Annotated in this window: 17 protein-coding genes; 9 read left to right on the top strand and 8 right to left on the bottom strand. The window is 63.1% G+C overall.

Annotation, left to right across the window (positions count from 1 at the left end; genetic code table 11):
• Positions 1-43 precede the first annotated feature (43 nt).
• The 3 genes from HFP57_RS17720 (at position 44) to HFP57_RS17710 (ending at position 3,541) form a co-directional block, all read left to right on the top strand.
• Positions 44-1,021: a DNA topoisomerase IB gene (locus HFP57_RS17720; protein ID WP_176871036.1), complete on the top strand. Its 978-nt coding sequence runs from the start codon at positions 44-46 to the stop codon at positions 1,019-1,021.
• A 27-nt stretch (positions 1,022-1,048) separates the two neighbouring features.
• Positions 1,049-2,218 carry a mechanosensitive ion channel family protein gene (locus HFP57_RS17715; protein WP_176871035.1) on the top strand — a complete coding sequence of 390 codons (1,170 nt, stop codon included), beginning with the start codon at positions 1,049-1,051 and terminating at the stop codon, positions 2,216-2,218.
• Positions 2,219-2,377: 159 nt separating this feature from the next.
• Positions 2,378-3,541: a serine hydrolase domain-containing protein gene (locus HFP57_RS17710; RefSeq protein ID WP_176871034.1), complete on the top strand. Its 1,164-nt coding sequence runs from the start codon at positions 2,378-2,380 to the stop codon at positions 3,539-3,541.
• Between the two features lie 8 nt (positions 3,542-3,549).
• On the opposite strand, the gene HFP57_RS17705 is transcribed toward HFP57_RS17710, so the two are convergent.
• The gene (locus HFP57_RS17705) at positions 3,550-6,522 is read right to left on the bottom strand and encodes an L-glutamate gamma-semialdehyde dehydrogenase (RefSeq protein WP_176871398.1); all 2,973 of its coding nucleotides are present in this window, start codon (positions 6,520-6,522) and stop codon (positions 3,550-3,552) included.
• A 155-nt stretch (positions 6,523-6,677) separates the two neighbouring features.
• On the opposite strand from HFP57_RS17705, the gene HFP57_RS17700 reads away from it, so the two are divergent.
• From HFP57_RS17700 to HFP57_RS17690, 3 genes are read left to right on the top strand one after another with little or no spacing between them, the layout of a single operon-like run.
• Positions 6,678-7,136 (top strand): MaoC family dehydratase, encoded by a 459-nt coding sequence (locus HFP57_RS17700; RefSeq protein WP_176871033.1) that lies wholly within the window; start codon positions 6,678-6,680, stop codon positions 7,134-7,136.
• On the top strand, positions 7,133-7,675 hold the full coding sequence (locus tag HFP57_RS17695; protein ID WP_176871032.1) for a carboxymuconolactone decarboxylase family protein: 543 nt from the start codon (positions 7,133-7,135) through the stop codon (positions 7,673-7,675). Before HFP57_RS17700 ends, HFP57_RS17695 begins: the two co-directional genes overlap by 4 nt.
• 29 nt (positions 7,676-7,704) lie before the next feature.
• Positions 7,705-8,883: an acetyl-CoA C-acyltransferase gene (locus HFP57_RS17690; protein ID WP_176871031.1), complete on the top strand. Its 1,179-nt coding sequence runs from the start codon at positions 7,705-7,707 to the stop codon at positions 8,881-8,883.
• A 312-nt stretch (positions 8,884-9,195) separates the two neighbouring features.
• Here the strand turns inward: HFP57_RS17690 and HFP57_RS17685 are convergent, their stop codons facing one another.
• Positions 9,196-10,416, bottom strand: coding sequence for a polyhydroxyalkanoate depolymerase (locus tag HFP57_RS17685; RefSeq protein ID WP_176871397.1), 1,221 nt, complete (start codon positions 10,414-10,416; stop codon positions 9,196-9,198).
• A gap of 131 nt (positions 10,417-10,547) precedes the next feature.
• On the opposite strand from HFP57_RS17685, the gene HFP57_RS17680 reads away from it, so the two are divergent.
• Entirely contained in the window at positions 10,548-12,323 is a 1,776-nt protein-coding gene (locus HFP57_RS17680) for an ABC transporter transmembrane domain-containing protein (RefSeq protein ID WP_176871030.1), read from the top strand.
• A 205-nt stretch (positions 12,324-12,528) separates the two neighbouring features.
• Here HFP57_RS17680 and HFP57_RS17675 read toward each other — a convergent pair whose 3' ends face one another.
• From HFP57_RS17675 to HFP57_RS17660, 4 genes are all read right to left on the bottom strand, one after another.
• Positions 12,529-12,963, bottom strand: coding sequence for an ExbD/TolR family protein (locus tag HFP57_RS17675; protein ID WP_176871029.1), 435 nt, complete (start codon positions 12,961-12,963; stop codon positions 12,529-12,531).
• A gap of 27 nt (positions 12,964-12,990) precedes the next feature.
• Positions 12,991-13,485 (bottom strand): ExbD/TolR family protein, encoded by a 495-nt coding sequence (locus HFP57_RS17670; protein WP_176871028.1) that lies wholly within the window; start codon positions 13,483-13,485, stop codon positions 12,991-12,993.
• A gap of 93 nt (positions 13,486-13,578) precedes the next feature.
• Entirely contained in the window at positions 13,579-14,346 is a 768-nt protein-coding gene (locus HFP57_RS17665; RefSeq protein ID WP_176871027.1) for a MotA/TolQ/ExbB proton channel family protein, read from the bottom strand.
• A gap of 70 nt (positions 14,347-14,416) precedes the next feature.
• A complete protein-coding gene (locus tag HFP57_RS17660) occupies positions 14,417-15,052 on the bottom strand; it encodes an energy transducer TonB (protein ID WP_176871026.1) in 636 nt (211 codons plus the stop codon).
• A gap of 209 nt (positions 15,053-15,261) precedes the next feature.
• On the opposite strand from HFP57_RS17660, the gene HFP57_RS17655 reads away from it, so the two are divergent.
• Positions 15,262-16,095, top strand: coding sequence for a hypothetical protein (locus tag HFP57_RS17655; protein ID WP_176871025.1), 834 nt, complete (start codon positions 15,262-15,264; stop codon positions 16,093-16,095).
• 9 nt (positions 16,096-16,104) lie between these two features.
• Here HFP57_RS17655 and HFP57_RS17650 read toward each other — a convergent pair whose 3' ends face one another.
• Together HFP57_RS17650 and HFP57_RS17645 are read right to left on the bottom strand one after the other, a co-directional pair.
• A complete protein-coding gene (locus HFP57_RS17650; RefSeq protein ID WP_176871024.1) occupies positions 16,105-16,863 on the bottom strand; it encodes an SDR family oxidoreductase in 759 nt (252 codons plus the stop codon).
• Complete coding sequence (locus tag HFP57_RS17645) at positions 16,860-17,243, bottom strand: dihydroneopterin aldolase (RefSeq protein WP_176871023.1); 384 nt, start codon at positions 17,241-17,243, stop codon at positions 16,860-16,862. The genes HFP57_RS17650 and HFP57_RS17645 overlap by 4 nt, the downstream gene beginning before the upstream one ends.
• Positions 17,244-17,343: 100 nt before the next feature.
• Here HFP57_RS17645 and HFP57_RS17640 point away from each other — a divergent pair, with 100 nt between their 5' ends.
• A complete protein-coding gene (locus tag HFP57_RS17640) occupies positions 17,344-17,868 on the top strand; it encodes a GNAT family N-acetyltransferase (protein WP_246263225.1) in 525 nt (174 codons plus the stop codon).
• The last annotated feature ends 3 nt before the right edge of the window (positions 17,869-17,871 follow it).

The following is a 17,871-nucleotide window of genomic DNA, read 5'->3' as shown; positions in this document are numbered from 1 at the left end:
GGCACAGAGATCGGCACGCATCGCCGCCCCTGAAGGAAATGAGATGTCGAAAATTGTCTATGTGGACGACGATCTGCCCGGCATCACGCGGCGCAGACATGGCAAGGGGTGGAGCTACACGGCGCCGGACGGTTCCAAGATCGCGAACCGGGCGGAGACCGATCGGCTGAACGCGCTGGGCGTTCCCCCGGCCTGGCGCGACGTCTGGCTGTGTCCATCGCCGCACGGCCATATCCAAGCGACCGGCTATGATGAAAAGGACCGCAAGCAATATCGCTATCGTGCGGAATTCCGTGCGCAGCGCGAAACCGAGAAATATGAGCGGTGCATAGAATTCGGGCGCAAACTGCCGCTGGTCCGCGCGCGCGTCGCAAGCGACATGGAAGCGACGTCGCTCGACCGCGATGCGGTGCTGGCCGCCGTGGTCCGCCTGCTCGACCTCGGAAAGGTCCGGATTGGCAATCGTAGCTATACGAAAACCAACAAGAGCTTCGGCGCAACGACGCTTCGCGAACGCCATGTCGAAGTCGGCCGAACCCGGGTGCAGCTCGAATATCGGGCCAAGTCCGGCAAGGAGCGGCGCGTCGCGATCAACGACGGGAGCCTCGCGCGCATGGTTCGCCGATGTCAGGATCTGCCCGGACAGGCGCTGTTCCAATATATCGATGCGGATGGCGAACGCCGTCCGATCGGATCGAGCGACGTCAATGACTATATCCGTGACGCTATGGGCGGGGAGTTTACCGCGAAGCATTTCCGAACATGGGGGGCGAGCGCACTCGCTTTCAAAATCCTCGCCGAAGCCGGCGACAAAGCCATCACCTTGACCGAGATGCTGGAACCGGTGGCGGAGATGCTCGGCAATACGCCCGCGATCAGCCGGAGATCCTATGTCCATCCCGAGCTTGTCGAACTCTGCAAGTCGGACGCCGCGGATTATTTCGGCGATCTGCTGCTGCCACCCAAGACCAAATATCTCTCGCGGCACGAGCGCGGGTTGATCGCTTTGCTCGACAATTAGGGCGCCGCCGTATTAAGGGCAGACCCCATGAGCGAACCTGCACCCGCGGTGGACGTGGTCCCCGACATCATCGACATGAACGTCACTGAACGTCTCCAGAAACTCTGGAACGACGGCCTGATCTGGGTCGACACGCATACGGCGGAAATCCTGATCAGCCTCGGCGTGGCAACTGTCATCGTGTTCATTCTCGTCGGGCTGCGGCGCTATGGCCGCCACTGGTACGAACGCAACAAGAGCCTCGAGACCTGGCAATCGGTGGTCGGCCGGACGATGGCGAAGACCCGCACATGGTTCATGATTGCGCTGGCGCTGGAAATCGTCGCGGTCTTCTCCGATGCGCCCGGCCTCATCGCCCGCTCGATCGGCTTCCTCTTCTCGATCGCCATGGTCATCCAGTCGGCGATCTGGGCGCGCTCGATCATTCTCGGTTTCGTCGAACACCGCACCAAGACCGACGAAAATTCGAGCGAGGCGTTGGGCAGCGCGATGAAGCTGATCCGCGTGCTCGTAACCTTCGGCGTCGTCGCGATCGCGGGCATCGTGGTGCTCGACAATCTGAACGTCGACGTCACGGGCCTCGTCGCCGGTCTCGGCATCGGCGGCATCGCCATCGGCCTTGCCGCCCAGGGTATCTTTGCGGACCTGTTCGCGGCGCTGTCGATCATCTTCGACAAGCCGTTCAAGGTCGGCGATTCGATCAACTATGACGGCACCTTCGCGACCGTCGAACAGATCGGCCTCAAATCGACGCGGCTGCGCTCGGTGAGCGGCGAGGAAGTGATCATTTCGAACACCAATCTCCTCGACAAGGAGATCAAGAATCTCACCCGGCTCAACCGCCGGCGGATCAGCCTCAATGTCGGCGTAATCTATCAGACCGATGCCGCCAAGGCGCAGCGCATTCCGGATATCCTGCGCGACATCATCAACGGCGAAGGCCATCGTTTTGTCCGCTCCGGCTTCACCGGCTTCGGCGATTCCAGCCTCGACTATGAAATCCAGTTCGATGTCGAGAGCGCCGATTATGAGATCGTGTATAACGCGCGCCACGCGGTCGGCGTCGCCATCTTCCAGCGCTTCGCCGAAGAGGGCCTCGAATTCGCCTATCCGACCCAGACGACCTTCACCGCCGCTCCCGACGGCGAGATGATCCTGCCCTACCCCGAAGGCGGCTGGGGCGCGTCGGGCGAATAGGTCGCTTCTACAGTAGCAGAGCCGAACCCGAAATTAGACATATGTCGTAAATCCGCCGTAATTGCCGGTTATCGCGAGAAAATTCCGACGAAAGGCAGCAATATGGCGGTCCCGAACTTTCTGGCGGCGTTAATCTCGCTGACGCTTTTGGCCGCATGCATGCCTGCATCGCCGCCCGTAGAACCTGCGGCGACAGAGGTCGTTTCTATACATGAGCGGATTCCGCCGGTCAGTCCGGAACGCGCCGCGCTCTACGATGCCCGCTTTTCCGAACTGCTTGAACGGCATGGCGTGCTCACCGCGGGTGTCGGCGTGATCCGGAACGGCGAACTGGTCTGGACCGGCTATTATGGTGAGCAGTCGCCCGGCGTGCCGGCCTCCGAACGCACCCAGTTCGATGTCGCCTCGATCACCAAGACGGTCGCTGCGGAGACCATATTGCGGCTCGCCGCACGGGGTCGGTTGTCGCTCGACGAACCGATGGCCGATCACTGGCTCGAGGACGATATCGCCGACAGCTCTCATGCCCGTGCGATCACTCCGCGCATGGCGCTGACGCATTCGACGGGCTTTCCCAACTGGCGGTTTCTCGACGAGAACAACGGTTGGCGGTTCAACCCGTCTTTGCCCCTGCGCTTCCTGTTCGAGCCGGGCACGTCTTACGGTTATTCAGGCGAAGGCTTCGACTATGTCGCCCGCTTTGCCGAACGTAAGCTTGGAGAGGATTTCGAGACGCTCGTCCGCCAGACGGTGTTCGAACCGCTGGGAATGAACGGCGCGTCGCTGAGCGCCCGCGCGGGCAACTTCGCCAACATCGTCACCGCGCGCGGTGACGATGGCGTTTTCCACGGCCATTATTGCCGCCCGTCGGGCTGGTGTCGCGAAGAAGGGGAATGGTCGGCGGCGGACGATCTGCGCATCACCGTGCCCGATCATGCCCGCTTCCTGATTTCGGCCATGAACGGCGAGGATTTGACGCCCGCATTTCTCCGCGAACGGAACAGCGTGCTCGTCGAAAAGTGGAGCGTGCCTGAATCGATCCTCGTGATGTGCGAGCAGCTGGAAGAGGCGCTCTGCCCGGACCGGCAGGGCTATGGCCTCGGCTGGGAAGTCGCCGATTATGGCGACTATCAAATCCTCAGCCATGGCGGCAGCGACTGGTCCGAAGCCGCGATTTCCTACTTCTACACCGACACGCGCGACGGCATCCTGATCTTCCTCAACGCGCCGAACGATCGCGCGATTGCCATGATGCCCGAAGCACTCGAACTGGTGCATCCGGGCTCACCGATCATACCGCACTACCGTCACTGGGCAGACTGAACCCGCAACTAGACCCCCGATCCGATATCGTCGAGCGACAACAAGGTTGCGTTGCCGCCGGCGCTGGTCGTGTCGATGCTGGTCACCCGCTCGGCGCAGAAGCGCGGCAGGTAATGCGGTCCGCCGGCCTTGGGGCCGGTGCCGGACAGGCCCTCGCCGCCAAACGGTTGGCTGCCGACGATGGCGCCGATCATCGAGCGGTTGATGTAGAGATTGCCGACATGCGCGCGCGCCTCGACAAGTTCGCCAGCGCGGGCGATGCGGCTGTGCAGGCCCATGGTGAGCCCGAAGCCCTTGGCGTTGACGCGGCGGACCGTGTCTTCGAGCGCACCCGACTTCCAGGTTGCGACGTGGAGCAGCGGCCCGAACCATTCCGTATTGAGATCGTCCATACTGTCGAGCCGGATCATCGTCGGCGGCACGAAGCGGCCCTCCTCCGGCACATCGAGCGTCTTGATCCAGCGCTCCTCCATCGCCGCCCGATGCGCCATCAATTTCTCGTACGCCGCATCGTCGATGACAGGGCCGACATCGGTCGCCGGGTCGGCCGGATCGCCGACGATCAGCGCATCCATCGCGCCGGTCAGCATCTCGATCATCTGCTCGGCCACTTCCTCCTGCACGAGCAGCAGCCGCAACGCCGAGCAGCGCTGCCCGGCCGAACCGAAGGCGGAGAGCAGCACGTCCGCCACCACCTGTTCGGGCAGCGCCGTGGAATCGACGATCATCGCGTTGACCCCGCCGGTCTCGGCGATCAGCGGGACGATCGGCCGGTCCTCGCCCTCGAGCAGGCTGTGCGCGATCTTCTTCGCCGTCGCGGTCGAGCCGGTAAAGGCGACGCCCGCGATGCGCGGGTCGCCGGTGAGCGCGGCACCGACCGCCGGGCCGCCCGGCGCGAGGATCAGCGCGTCCTCCGGAACGCCCGCCTCATGCGCAAGCCGCACGGCTTCGGCGGCGATGCGCGGGGTCTGGGGTGCCGGCTTGGCGATCACCGTGTTGCCCGTGACGAGAGCGGCCGCGACCTGTCCGGTGAAGATGGCAAGCGGAAAGTTCCACGGCGCGATACAGGTCCAGACGCCCCTGCCGTCCATCCGCAGAACATTGCTCTCGCCGGTCGGTCCGGGAAGCTCGAGCGGCTCGAGCTTTTCGGCCGCCTCGCCCGCATAATAGCGGCAGAAGTCGATCGCCTCGCGGACCTCGGCCAATGCATCGGGGATCGTCTTGTTCGCCTCGTACACGGCGAGCGCCATCAGCTCGCCGCGCCGCTCCTCGAACAGGTCGGCGAGGCGGATCAGGCACCCGGCCCGATCCTCGATCGGTAGCGCAGACCAGGCCGCAAAGGCCCCGCCGGCCCGCGCGATCAGCGGTTCGATATCCGTTACCGGATCGGGTTCCGGCCCGATATCGGCGCGCTCCGCAATCCCTTCCTTTACGCGTTTGAGCACGCGCCAGTCTTCGAGATCGAGGCCTTGGCTGTTCGGCCGCTGTGGCATGAACAGATCCCTGGGAAGCGGAATGCTCGGATGGCGCGTACCGCCGACCGCCTCCACGCGTTCGACAGGATCACGCAACAGGTCCTCGTCGCTCAGATGTTCGTCGGCGAGCTGGTGGACGAAGCTGCTATTGGCGCCATTTTCCAGCAGGCGACGGACCAGATAGGCGAGCAGATCCCGATGGCCACCGACTGGCGCATAGATGCGGCAGCGATAGCCCTGGTCCCGCACCAGCCGTTCGAAGAGTCCCTCGCCCATGCCGTGCAGCCGCTGGAACTCGAACGCATTCTTGTCGTCCGCCCATTCGATGATCGTCGCCGCCGTCAGCGCATTGTGCGTCGCGAAGGCCGGGCGGATCGCCTTCGCCTCGAGCATGTCCTTGGCGCAGGCGAGATAGCAGACATCGGTCGCCGCCTTGCGCGTGAACAGCGGATAGTCCTTCAGTCCCATCTCCTGCGCATGTTTGATCTCGCTGTCCCAATAGGCGCCCTTGACGAGCCGCACGGGCATCAGGCGCCCGGTCCGGCTGGCCAGCGCCTCGGCCCAGCCGATCGTGCGCTGGGCGCGCTTGCCATAGGCCTGGATCGCCATTCCGAAACCGTTCCAGCCCCTGAGCGCCGGGAGCTCGGCCACCGCCTCGATAATATCGAAGCTCATCTCGAGCCGCTCGGATTCCTCGGCATCGACCGTCAGGCCGATATCGGCCTTGGCCGCCGCCGCCGCCAGCGCCTCCAGCATTTCGGTCAGTGCAGGGACGCAGCGGCCCCATTGCGCGACCTCATATCGCGGATGCAACGCCGACAGCTTGACCGAAATCGAATGATTATCCTCCGGCGTACCATCCGTCCGCGCCTTCCCGACCGCCTCGATCGCACGGAGATAGGCGTCGAAATAGCGCTCGGCATCCGGAAAGGTGCGCGCCGCCTCGCCCAGCATGTCGAAACTCGCCGTAAAGCCCCTGTTCTCCGGCTTCTTCATCCTCCGGATCGCTTCGTCGATCGTGCGGCCCATGACGAATATCTCGCCCATCATCCGCATCGCCGCGCCGACCGCCTGACGGACGAACGGCTCGCCGGAACGCGAGATCAACCGCTTGAGCGCATTGACCTGCTCCTGCTGACCGACCAGCGCGCGCCCGATGACGAGGCCCCAGGTCGCCGAGTTGACGAGCTGCGAATGGGACCGGCCGGCATGCGACCGCCAGTCGCCGTCACCCAGCTTGTCCGAAATGAGATTGTCGGCCGTATCGGGATCGGGGACGCGCAAAAAGGCTTCCGCGAGGCTGAGCAGCGCCACGCCCTCGGAACTGTTGAGCCGGTACTCCTGCAGGAACTGGTTGACCCATCCCGTCCGCTGTCCCTCGCGCAGATCGGCGAGCAGTTCGAGCGCCACGGCCTCGACCCGCTGCCGCTCGCTCGCGCCGAGTCGCGCGCGCTCGATCAGCGGTGCGAGAACCTCCGGCTCGGGCGCGCGGTGCACCTCCTCCATATGCTGCCACGCGGCTGACGTAGCGGAATCGGGATCGTGCATCTGACTGGGCATGGACGGGCCTTGCGGTTCGAGGAATTGGCTTCCACTATACTCTCGCACTATGGCCGGGAAGCCGCCGCTATTTAGCAGAAATATGAAAAGAGGAAATGGATATGAGCACCGTCAGCATTGACGAAATGATGAACATGGTCGGGCAGAATCTCGGCACGTCCGAATGGATCACGGTCGATCAGGAGATGATCAACAAGTTCGCCGACGCGACGGGCGATCACCAGTTCATCCATGTCAATGAAGAAGCCGCCAAGATGACTCCGTTCGGCACGACCATCGCGCATGGCTTCCTGACGCTGTCCCTCTTCCCGGTCATGATGGCGAAATCCGACTGCCCGCGCCCCGAAGGCGTGAAGATGGGCGTCAATTATGGCGGCAACAAAACGCGTTTTCTGGCCCCGGTAAAGTCGGGCAAGCGCGTGCGCGGCCATTTCAAGCTGCTCGAACTCACCGAAAAACGTCCGAACCAGTATCAGCAGACGCTGGAATTCACGGTCGAGATCGAAGGCGAAGACAAGCCTGCGCTGATCGCCGAATGGATCAGCCAGTTCTTCACATGACACGGATCGCGCCTCTGACCCGTCCCTATCCCGAGGCGCTCGCCCCGGCTCTCGATGCGTTGACGCCCGAAGGCGGCGAAGCGCCGATGCTGTTCCGCATCATCGGCACGTCCGAACGCGCCTGGCAGAAGTTCGCCGGCGGATCCCTGCTCGACAAGGGGCCGCTGCCGATGCGCGAGCGCGAGCTGGCGATCTTCCGGACCGCGGCGCGAATCGGCGCGCATTATGAGTGGGGCATGCACGCCGCGCTGTTCGCCGAGCGCTGCGATATCGATGCCGACCAGCTCGAGGCGCTGGCAAAAAAGGATGCTGAATCAGCCGGCTGGTCGGACGCCGATGCCGCGCTGATCGCGACGGTTGATATCCTGATCGATCGCCGCCATCTCGATGATGAAGAATTTGCCCGGATTTCCGCGCATTTCTCGTCGGAGCAGCTGCTCGAAATCGTCCAGCTGGTTGGTTTTTATCAGGGCGTCGCCCTTATCATCGGGACTTTTGACATACCGCCGGAACCCGGCACACCGCCGATCCCGGCCTGACCACATCCTCTTCTACAAGGAGTTTCACCATGCGTGATGCAGTTATCGTTTCCACCGCCCGCACCCCGATCGGCAAAGCCTATCGCGGCGCTTTCAACAATACGCAGGGCCCGACGCTCGGCAGCTTCGCGGTCAAGGCGGCGGTCGAGCGCGCCGGTATTGAGGGCGGCGAAGTCGATGACTGCATCATGGGCGCCGCTCTGCAGCAGGGTTCGACCGGCACCAATGTCGCCCGGCAGATCGCACTGCGCTCGGGCCTTCCGGTGACCGTGTCGGGCATGACGATGGACCGGCAATGTTCGTCGGGCCTGATGACGATCGCGACCGCCGCGAAGCAGGTGATCGTCGACCGCATGGATGTCGTCGTCGCCGGCGGGCTGGAATCGATCTCGCTCGTCCAGACCAAGGAAATGCGCGTCCAGCCCGACCCAGAACTCGTGGCGATGCACAAGGACGTCTACATGCCGATGCTGCAGACCGCCGAGACGGTTGCCAAGCGCTACGATATCAGCCGCGGGGCGATGGACGAATATTCGCTGGAATCGCAAAAGCGCACGGCCGCTGCCCAGGAAGCCGGCAAGTTCGACGATGAGATTGTCGCCACGACCACGACCAAGATCGTCGTCGACAAGGCGACGGGCGAAACCAGCCAGGAAGAGGTCACGCTCTCGCAGGACGAGGGCAACCGCCCCTCGACGACGCTAGAGGGCCTGCAGGGCCTCCAACCGGTTATGGGCCCGGACATGACGATCACCGCGGGCAACGCCTCGCAGTTGTCGGACGGATCGTCGGCCAGCGTCGTCATGGAAGCCTCGGTCGCCGAGAAAAAGGGCCTGACCCCGCTCGGCCGCTATGTCGGCATGGCGGTCGCCGGCACCGAGCCCGACGAAATGGGCATTGGCCCGGTCTTCGCAATTCCGAAGCTGCTCGAGCGGTTCGATCTCAAGATGGACGATATCGGGTTGTGGGAGCTGAACGAAGCCTTCGCCGTGCAGGTTCTCTACTGCCGCGATACGCTTGGCATCCCCAACGACCTCCTGAACGTCAATGGCGGCTCGATCTCGATCGGTCATCCTTATGGCATGACGGGCGCACGCTGCACCGGTCATGCGCTGATCGAAGGGAAGCGCCGCGGTGCCAAATATGTCGTCGTCACCATGTGCGTCGGCGGCGGCATGGGCGCAGCGGGACTGTTCGAAGTTCTATAGATCAAGCAGGTGATCTTCTGGATCTGGATCTTGATCTTTGCAGCATATTTGATTGCGGGCGGCTTCAAAGTCTTCCGTGATCAACAAGAACCAGCATACAATCGGCCAGGATACCTGAGATCGCCCACCGGTCGTTGGCTTGTGCGAGCACTCTGGCTACCGGCCTCGATCTATCAACTTTTCCGCTTTGCTCGTCGTCCCGGCTTGGGATGGCGCGCATTTAAGGATTGGCTACCGGCATATTGGTTGTTTGTGTTACTCGGTATCCCATTGTTACTATTGAGATAGTTACAAGAGTTCAAAGAGTTTCAATCAGCCGTCGTGTTCGGCAATCCAGTCCTCGACAACGGGGGCGGTCTTTTCGCGCCATTTGCGGCCGTGGAAAATGCCGTAATGGCCGACTTCCTGCGCCATATAATATTTCTGCTTCTTGGCAGGCAGCTCCGATGACAGGGTGAGCGCAGCCTTAGTCTGGCCGAGGCCGGAAATATCGTCGCGCTCGCCTTCGATGGCCAGCATCGCGACATCGACGATCGCATGGGGATCGATGAGCTTGCCCTTGTGCCGGAACTCGCCACGCGGAAGCGCATGGGTCTGGAACACGACATCGACCGTCTGCAGATAGAATTCGGCGGTCATGTCGCAAACCGAACGATATTCGTCGTAGAATTCCTTGGTCGCAGTGGCGCTGTCGCCGTCGCCTTCGACCAGATGTTTGAACATTTCCCAATGGCTGATCATGTGATTGCCGAGATTCATCGACATGAAGCCGGCAAGCTGCAGAAAGCCCGGATAAACCTTGCGGCCGGCGCCCGGATAATAGAGCGGAACGGTCGCGATAACATTCTGTTCGAACCAGGTGTGCGGCCGCTGCGTCGCCAGCGTGTTGACCGCGGTCGGCGCTTCGCGCGTATCGATCGGTCCGCCCATCATGGTCAGCGTGCGCGGCCGGTCCGGATGCTCGTCCGCCGACATCAGCGCCGCGGCGGCATAGCAGGGCACGGACGGCTGGCAGACCGCCAGCATATGGGCGCCGGGCCCGATATGCTCGAGAAATTCGACAAGATAGTCGATATAGCTGTCGAGATCGAAATGGCCGTTCGAGAGCGGGACGGTCTTGGCGTCGCGCCAGTCGGTGATCCAGACATCGTGCCCGGGGAGCATCCGCTCGACCGTATCGCGGAGCAGCGTCGCATAATGACCGGACATCGGCGCCACGATCAGCAGTTTCGGCTGACCCGAAACCCCTTCCTTCTCGAAATGTTTGAGCTGGCCGAACGGCTTGCGCGCCTCGATGCCGACCGAAACCGGAACCATGGCGCCGTCTATCTCGACGGAGTCGATACCGAAAACGGGTTTGCCGCGCGGCGCGGAAGCATGGGAGAAAACGTCGAGGGCCGAGGCGACGATCGGGCCCATACCGGCATAGGAAAAGGGATTTGCGGGGTTTTGGAGCATTTCGGCGCTCCATCCGGCCATCGCGCTGGCGCTGGCCAGCATCGACCGCTGCATCTCGTACATGTTGTAAAGCATCAATTTCCCCGCATGTGCGGCGCGTTGGCCGCTCTCGGGAGTGTTCTAGGCCTGTTTGACCTCGCGTTGCAATGCAGCAATTCCCAATGTCCCGTGTTGAGCCCCCCGGGCGGCGCTGCTAGGCGGTCGCCATGGCAGACACCGACACCGATACGCCCAAATCCCGCAATCTCGGCAACCTCGCGCTGATCTGGCGCTTCGCGATCCGCTATCCGATGCGGATCGTCGGCGCGGGGATCGCGCTGCTGGTCGCCGCGGCGGCGACGCTGGCCATTCCCGACGGATTCCGGCGTGTGATCGATCAGGGATTCAGCGGCACGGGCGGCGATATCTCGCAATATTTCTACTATCTGTTCTTCATCGTCGTCGTCCTGGCGCTGGCGACGGCCGCCCGCTTCTATTTCGTGTCCTGGCTCGGCGAACGGGTGGTCGCCGACCTGCGCGTCGCCGTGCAGCGGAACCTGCTCGCGCTCGATCCCAAATATTTCGAGGAAAACCGCCCGTCCGAGATCGCCTCGCGGATGACGTCCGACACGTCGGTGATCGAGATGATCGTCGGCACGACCATTTCCGTGGCCTTGCGCAATATCGTTATGGGCATCGGCGGGATCATCTACCTGTTGACGCTGTCGCCCAAGCTGGCCCTGATGATGCTGCTCGGCATCCCGCTGGCAATCGGGCCGATCGTGATCCTCGGGCGCAAGCTGCGCAACGTGTCCCGCCACAGCCAGGACCGGATCGCCGATGTCGGCGCGATGATCGCCGAAACGCTGGGCGCAATGAAGATCGTTCAGGCGTTCGGGCAGGAGCGGCGCGAAGGCGACCGGTTCGATGCGGCCGTCCAGAGCGCCTTTGCCACCGCGCGGCGCCGGATCGTCATCCGCTCGGTCATGACGGCGATCGTCATCACCCTGATCTTCGGCGCCATCACCATGGTGCTCTGGCAGGCGGCGTCCGACGTCATCAACGACCAGATCAGCGGTGGCGCGGTCGCGGCGTTCGTGCTGACGGGCATGATCGTGGCTGGCGCATTCGGCGCGCTGACCGAGGTATATGGCGAGCTGATGCGCGGCGCCGGTGCCGCCGGCCGGCTCAGCGAACTGCTCCGCGAAGTCCCGGAAATTCGGCCGCCCGACAATCCGAAAAAGCTGCCGGAGCCCGCCCGGGGCGCATTGCATTTCGACGATGTCACGTTCCGCTATCCCACACGGCTCGAAACCCCGGCACTGGCGGATTTCAGCCTCGCGATCGAACCCAGCGAACTCGTCGCCGTGGTTGGCCCGTCCGGGGCGGGCAAGTCCACGCTGTTCCAGCTGGCCCAGCGCTTCTACGACCCGCAACAGGGCCGAATCACACTGGATGGCGTCGACCTGCGCGAGGCCGATCCGGCGGACATCCGGAACCGGATCGCGATGGTTCCGCAGGACACCGTCATATTCGCCGCCTCGGCCCGCGACAATCTCCGCTATGGCGACTGGGAAGCGAGCGACGATGCGCTCTGGGCAGCGGCAGAAGCCGCTAACGCGGCGCAGTTTATCCGCGAACTGCCCGAGGGTCTCGACACCTATCTGGGCGAAGGCGGCGCCCGGCTATCCGGCGGCCAGCGTCAGAGACTGGCGATTGCCCGAGCGCTGCTCCGCGACGCGCCGCTGCTGCTGCTCGACGAGGCCACCTCGGCGCTCGATGCCGAGTCCGAGCGACTGGTTCAGCAGGCTCTGGAGCGGCTGATGAAGGACCGGACGACGATCGTCATCGCGCACCGGCTCGCGACCGTCCGCTCCGCCGACCGGATCATCGTGATGGACGGTGGGCGGATCGTCGAACAGGGCGATCATACGGCGCTGACCGGCCAGGGCGGCCTTTATGCGCGCCTCGCCCAGCTGCAGTTCGAAAGCAGCGCCGCCTGAAGACCTGCCGTCTGCCGGATCGGCCGTCGCCGACCTGCCGCGTACCGACCGGAAAATGCGCGCAAGTCGGTATCAGGCTCCCGATGCCATCCGGTCATGCGGCCGAGACGCGTATTCGATCGGCCCGGCGCCCGTGTCGTCAGGACAAAAGAAAAGGGCGGACCGCATGCGGCCCGCCCCGTTTCCTATTCGAGAGATATTCGCCCTAGAACTGGCGATACTGATCGTTGCCGATAAAGCCCATATTGGACACCTGGGCACGGCGGGTGATGGCGAGTACCTCGTCCACCGTGTTGTAACGTGCCTGGGCGTCCGGGAACATATGCAGCTCGGGCACCGGATTCATCGTCACCGTAATGTCCAGATACTGGCGCAGCGTCTGCCGGGTGACCGGCTCGCCATTCCATAGGATCTGGTCGGTCGGCGAGATATAGACCTCGTTCTTGACCGGATCGATCGCATCATCCGGCGGATCGCTGTCATCGGCAACCGGCAGGTCGATCTTCACCGCATGGGTCTGGATCGGGATGGTGATGATGAACATGATGAGCAGCACCAACAGGACGTCGATCAGCGGCGTCGTGTTGATGTCGATCATCGGATCGTCTTCGCCGGCGGCAGGTCCTACTTTTCCACCCATGTCATACTACTCCTAAAACCGTCTGCACTATAGGCGCTGAATGCCGACGCCCGGCGCCGGCTCCGAAATGAAGCCCACCCGCGTGAAACCCGCCTGCTGCATCACGAAGATCGGACCGCCGATACAACGCCACGGCGTATTGACGTCGCCACGGATATGCACTTCCGGAAGATCGTCTTCGGTCATATTCTCAGCGCCGCCGAACCGTTCGATTTCGTCCTCGATATGCTGGATGGCGCGGGTCAGCATCTCGTTGGAATTCACTCGGCTCATGCCCCAGAACACTTCGCAGGCGCCATCATCGGCGGCTCTGATCGACAGCGAGACATTTTCCGGCTTGGTCGTCGTCGGCAGGAGACGAACCGAAGGCAGGTTCACCTCGACCGTCTGGATCACAACGGGCACCGCGATCAGGAAGATGATGAGCAACACGAGCATGACGTCCGTAAGCGGGACGACATTGATCTCCGACATCGCCTCTTCGCCGCCCTCGCCCTCAGAAGGTGCAACATTCATTCCCATGGAATCGATCCTATCCTAAACTCTAACCAAACCGACGCGTTCGCGCCGTGCATTGACGGGGCGGGCGCCGCTCGGCTCCCGCCCCGATACAGATTACGATTTGGTCGCAGGTTTGGCGGCCGTGGTGGTCGCCTTGGCAGCCGGAGCCTTGCCCGCAGCCGCGGCCGGAGCCGCCGGCTTAACCTTGCCGTCCGACACGATGTAACCGTGAATCTGGTTCGAGAACTTCTGCAGTTCTTCGCTGACCGCCTTGTTGCGGCGAACCATCCAGTTATAGGCCATAACCGCCGGAACCGCCACGATCAGACCAAGCGCGGTCATGATCAGCGCTTCGCCCACCGGACCGGCAACCGTATCGATCGATGCCTGACCGGCCGCGCCGATCTTCACCAGGGCGCGGTAAATACCGACCACCGTACCGAACAGGCCGATAAACGGCGCCGTCGAACCAACCGTGGCGAGAATGGCAAGACCCTCGGTGAGCTTCGAATTGATCGAACCAACCGAACGCTGAAGGGCGTTGACAGTCCATTCATGCGCTTCGACCGGATCGGTCAGCTGGTCATGATGTTCGCGGGCCTGGATGCCGTCTTCGACGATCTGCCGATAGGCACTGTTCTTTTCGAGCTTGGCCGCACCTTCGCGAAGGCTGTTGGCCCGCCAGAAATTCTCGCGGGCGCGCTTGCCCTGTTTGAGGATCTTCTGCTGCTCGAACCATTTGGTGAACAGAATATACCAGGAGGCAGCCGACATAAGCACCAGGATACCAAAGGTCGCCTGGGCCACGATGCCGCCTTCTTCCAAGGCCGCACGGAGACCATATGGATTTTCCGCAGGGACTTCAGCTGCTTCAGTAGACATGATTTACATTCCTCTCAAATAAATTTGCTGCATTCGAATCGAACCGAAGTTCGTAAAATGTATGAAACCGTTAGTTCGGAATCTCCCAACGGATACTGCTGGAGTAGGAGCCGGTCGTCGGGTTGCCGGCATTGTCGAGCGCCGGCCTGAACCGGGCTCGCCGCGTCAGCTGACGGCAGGTCTCGTTATCCAACCGCGAATATCCGGTGGAGGATGTGATCGAACAATTGGTGACGCGTCCGTTGGTGCCGATGGTCAGGCGGAAACTCGCCGAACCCTGCTCCTCGTTGCGCAACGACGCCGACGGATAGTCTGCGGTCGTGACCCACCGGCCCGGGTTGCCGCGCGGCTGCGCAGCCTGTGCGAGGCTCGGCGGCGGCGGCGGTGCCGGAGGCGGCGGTGCCGGAGGCGGGGGCGCGGGCGGCCGCGGAGCCACAGTCGGTCGCTGGATAACAACCGGTGGCGGCGGCGTAACCACGACCGGCGGCGGCGGAACCGGAACTTCCGGCGGCGGCGGCGGCAATTCCTCTTCCGGCGGCGGCGGTTCGTCTTCAACATCGAAGACGGTGAGGTCTTCCTGCACCTGCCTGGCGACCTTCACAGCCAAACCCGAAATCAGCGCATAGGCGAGAAGAACGTGAAGTATCGCAACGGCTGTGATCGCCACGACTCTCCGCGAGCTCATCTTCTGATCAGCATAGGCCATTAAACTAAGAAACTCCCTCCAAAGCCCGATGTCCATAAAGCGCCAGTTCATCTGGCTTCGCAAAAGGACAGTTATTCAGCGCGAAGCGAACACCATCCAAAGGACGTCGATTCCCTACCGCCGACAATCACGTTACGCAACAGTTACCCGCTTGGCCAGATACGATACAAGACGATTGTCGGGGGCCATTGTTCCAAAGGAGGAATTCGATGCCGAAAGTTGCCAGTTTGATCGTGGGTTTCGGACTGCTCTTCGCGGCTGTCGATGGCGCGGAATCTCAAGAGTTTACCGAAGGGCCGGACCTGAGCTACGCCGACATGGCCGACCTTGCGCTGGGCGCGCCAATCGTTGCGCTGGCACGCGTCGACCGCGCGCGCCGGCTGGACGAGGAGCGGGCCGTCGGCGTCGCCCGCAATCATGTTCGCTTCTACGTCGAAGCCGAACTGGAGACCCTGATTCGCAGCGCCAGCGCTGTCCCCGCCCGGGTCAGCTACCTTGTCGACGTGCCGCGCGATGCGGATGGCCGCCGTCCGCGCATCCGCGACCGGCAGGCCATCCTGCTGGCCGCGCCGGTTCCCGGTCGCCGCGGCGAGCTGCAGCTGATCGCACCCGATGCGCAACTCGACTGGAGCGAGTATCGCGAACGCACGATTCGGGATATCCTGTCCGAAGCGGCATCGGACGATGCCCCGGGGATCGTGACCGGTGTCGCCAACGCGTTCAGCGTGCCAGGGACGCTGCCGGGCGAGAGCGAAACGCAGATATTTCTGGCGACGAGCGACGGGCGCCCGGTCTCGCTCAGCGTGCTGCGCCGGCCGAACCAGCAGCCACGTTGGGCGGTCTCGCTGAGCGAAATCGTCGAGCGCGCTTCGCCGCCGCCGGCTCCCAATACCCTACTCTGGTATCGCCTCGCCTGTTTCCTTCCCGATCGCCTGCCGGAAGTCAGCATGGAAAATCTGGATCGCGACCAGATCGCCGTTGCGCGCGCGGACTACAGGATGGTCATGGACGACCTTGGGCCCTGCCCGCGGCAACGCGGCTGACGATGGGGCTCAGCCTTCGGCGAACAGGTTCGGAAAATCGCGCGCAAAGGCTTCCAGATGCGCGCCGCCATCCACGAACAGAGTCTGCCCGGTAATGGCTTCGGCCTGGGCAAGCCAGGCGACCGCGTCGGCGACCTGAGCCGGCGCGGGCAGTTTTTCGAGCGGCATGGCATCGGCCGTGCGTTTCAGCATCTCGCTATCGTAATCCGGGGTCGGGATCGTGAGTCCGGGTGCCACGGCGTTGACCCGGATATCGGGCGCGAGTTCGCGGGCGAGGATATCGGTGAGCCCGGCGAGCGCCTGTTTGGACAGGGTATAGCTGAACTGGTCGCTATGCGGATGGGCGATGCGCTGATCGAGGATATTGACGATCGCCGCACCGCCCTTGCGTGTTTGCCCGGCAAAGCATTTGGCCAGGACGGCAGGCGCGGCGCAATTGATCGCATAATGCGACAGCAGCGTGTCCATCGTCGCGGTTTCCGGGCGATCGCCGCCGAACTGCGCGGCGCTGTTCACCAGCAGGTCCGGGGCGGACCCGAAACGGTCGGCAACCGCGTCCACGAGATGTTCGGCCTGAACGGGATCTGAGAGATCCGCGACAATGCCCTGCCATTGCACACCGGCCTGTTCGATCGCCGCGAGCAGAGATGGTTCGGGATCGGCATCCTGCGACGCGTGCAGCGCGAGTGCATAGCCTTCGCCGGCCAGCCGCACCGAGATCGCCGCGCCGAGGCGGCGGCACCCACCCGTAACGAGCGCCAGCCTCACCGCCTGTTCCGTACCATGGTGATACCGATCTCCTCGCCATTTTCCGAGATGGCCAGCTTCACGATTTCCACCGTCACGCGCAAGATGCGTTTATCCTGCAGGAAGATCGTATCGGCGATATGATCGGCCACCGCCTCTATCAGCGTGAAATGACGATCCTTCGGCAGCGCGTCCGTCATCGCGTGCTTGAGGTCCATATAGTTTTTGGAACGCGACAACGGCGTATCCGGTTCGAACCGGTCGCGCGCCTCCATATCGGCCGACACCGATATGCGCAGCGGCTGCGGCAACTTGGTTTCTTCCGAATAGATACCCGTCAGAATCATGACTTCGACATCGCGCACCTCGAGCCGCAGCATGTCGGTTCCCGGCTCGGTCATTTGGCTGGCCATAGATGATTCGCGCTTTCCTTTTGCCCGCGAACCGCTAATCGCCACGGCCTCCAAGGTAAATGGCAAGGTCAATCGCCGGCGAATATCCGTGAACACGCTCCAACCCCTTTCCGCCGTCTCGCCCGATGCGATCGAGACCCTGCTCGACCTCGCGTTCGGAGCGGACCGGCTCAGCCGCACCGCCTATGCCGTTCGCGCGGGGACCGAACCGGTCGGCGACCTCTCCTTCGTTACGCTGGCCGACGGCTCGCTCGCGGGATCGCTGCAAAGCTGGCCGATCCGGCTGGAAACGCCCTACGGCCAACATCGGCCACTCGTCATGGTCGGCCCGGTCGCCGTCCATCCCGGTCATCAGAACCAGGGTATTGGCAAGCATATGACGCGGGTCGTGACGCAGCGGCTCGATCTGGCCGGCCGGTCGGCGATGATGATCGGCGATCCCGACTATTACGAACCCTTCGGTTTCCGGCCCGGGCCGGCCGGCGGCTGGACCTTGCCGGGCCCGGTCGAGCCGCACCGGATATTGCTGCGCATAGCCGGCAGCGACGACTGGCCTGCCGAAGGCCGCCTCGGACCGGACCTTTTGCGCTCGGGCGAGGGATTGCCTAACTAACGC

The organism is Parasphingopyxis algicola (assembly GCF_013378075.1).
GTDB lineage: Bacteria > Pseudomonadota > Alphaproteobacteria > Sphingomonadales > Sphingomonadaceae > Parasphingopyxis > Parasphingopyxis algicola.
Note: the sequence above shows the minus strand (reverse complement) of the source record. Positions and strands in the feature narration are given on the sequence as shown.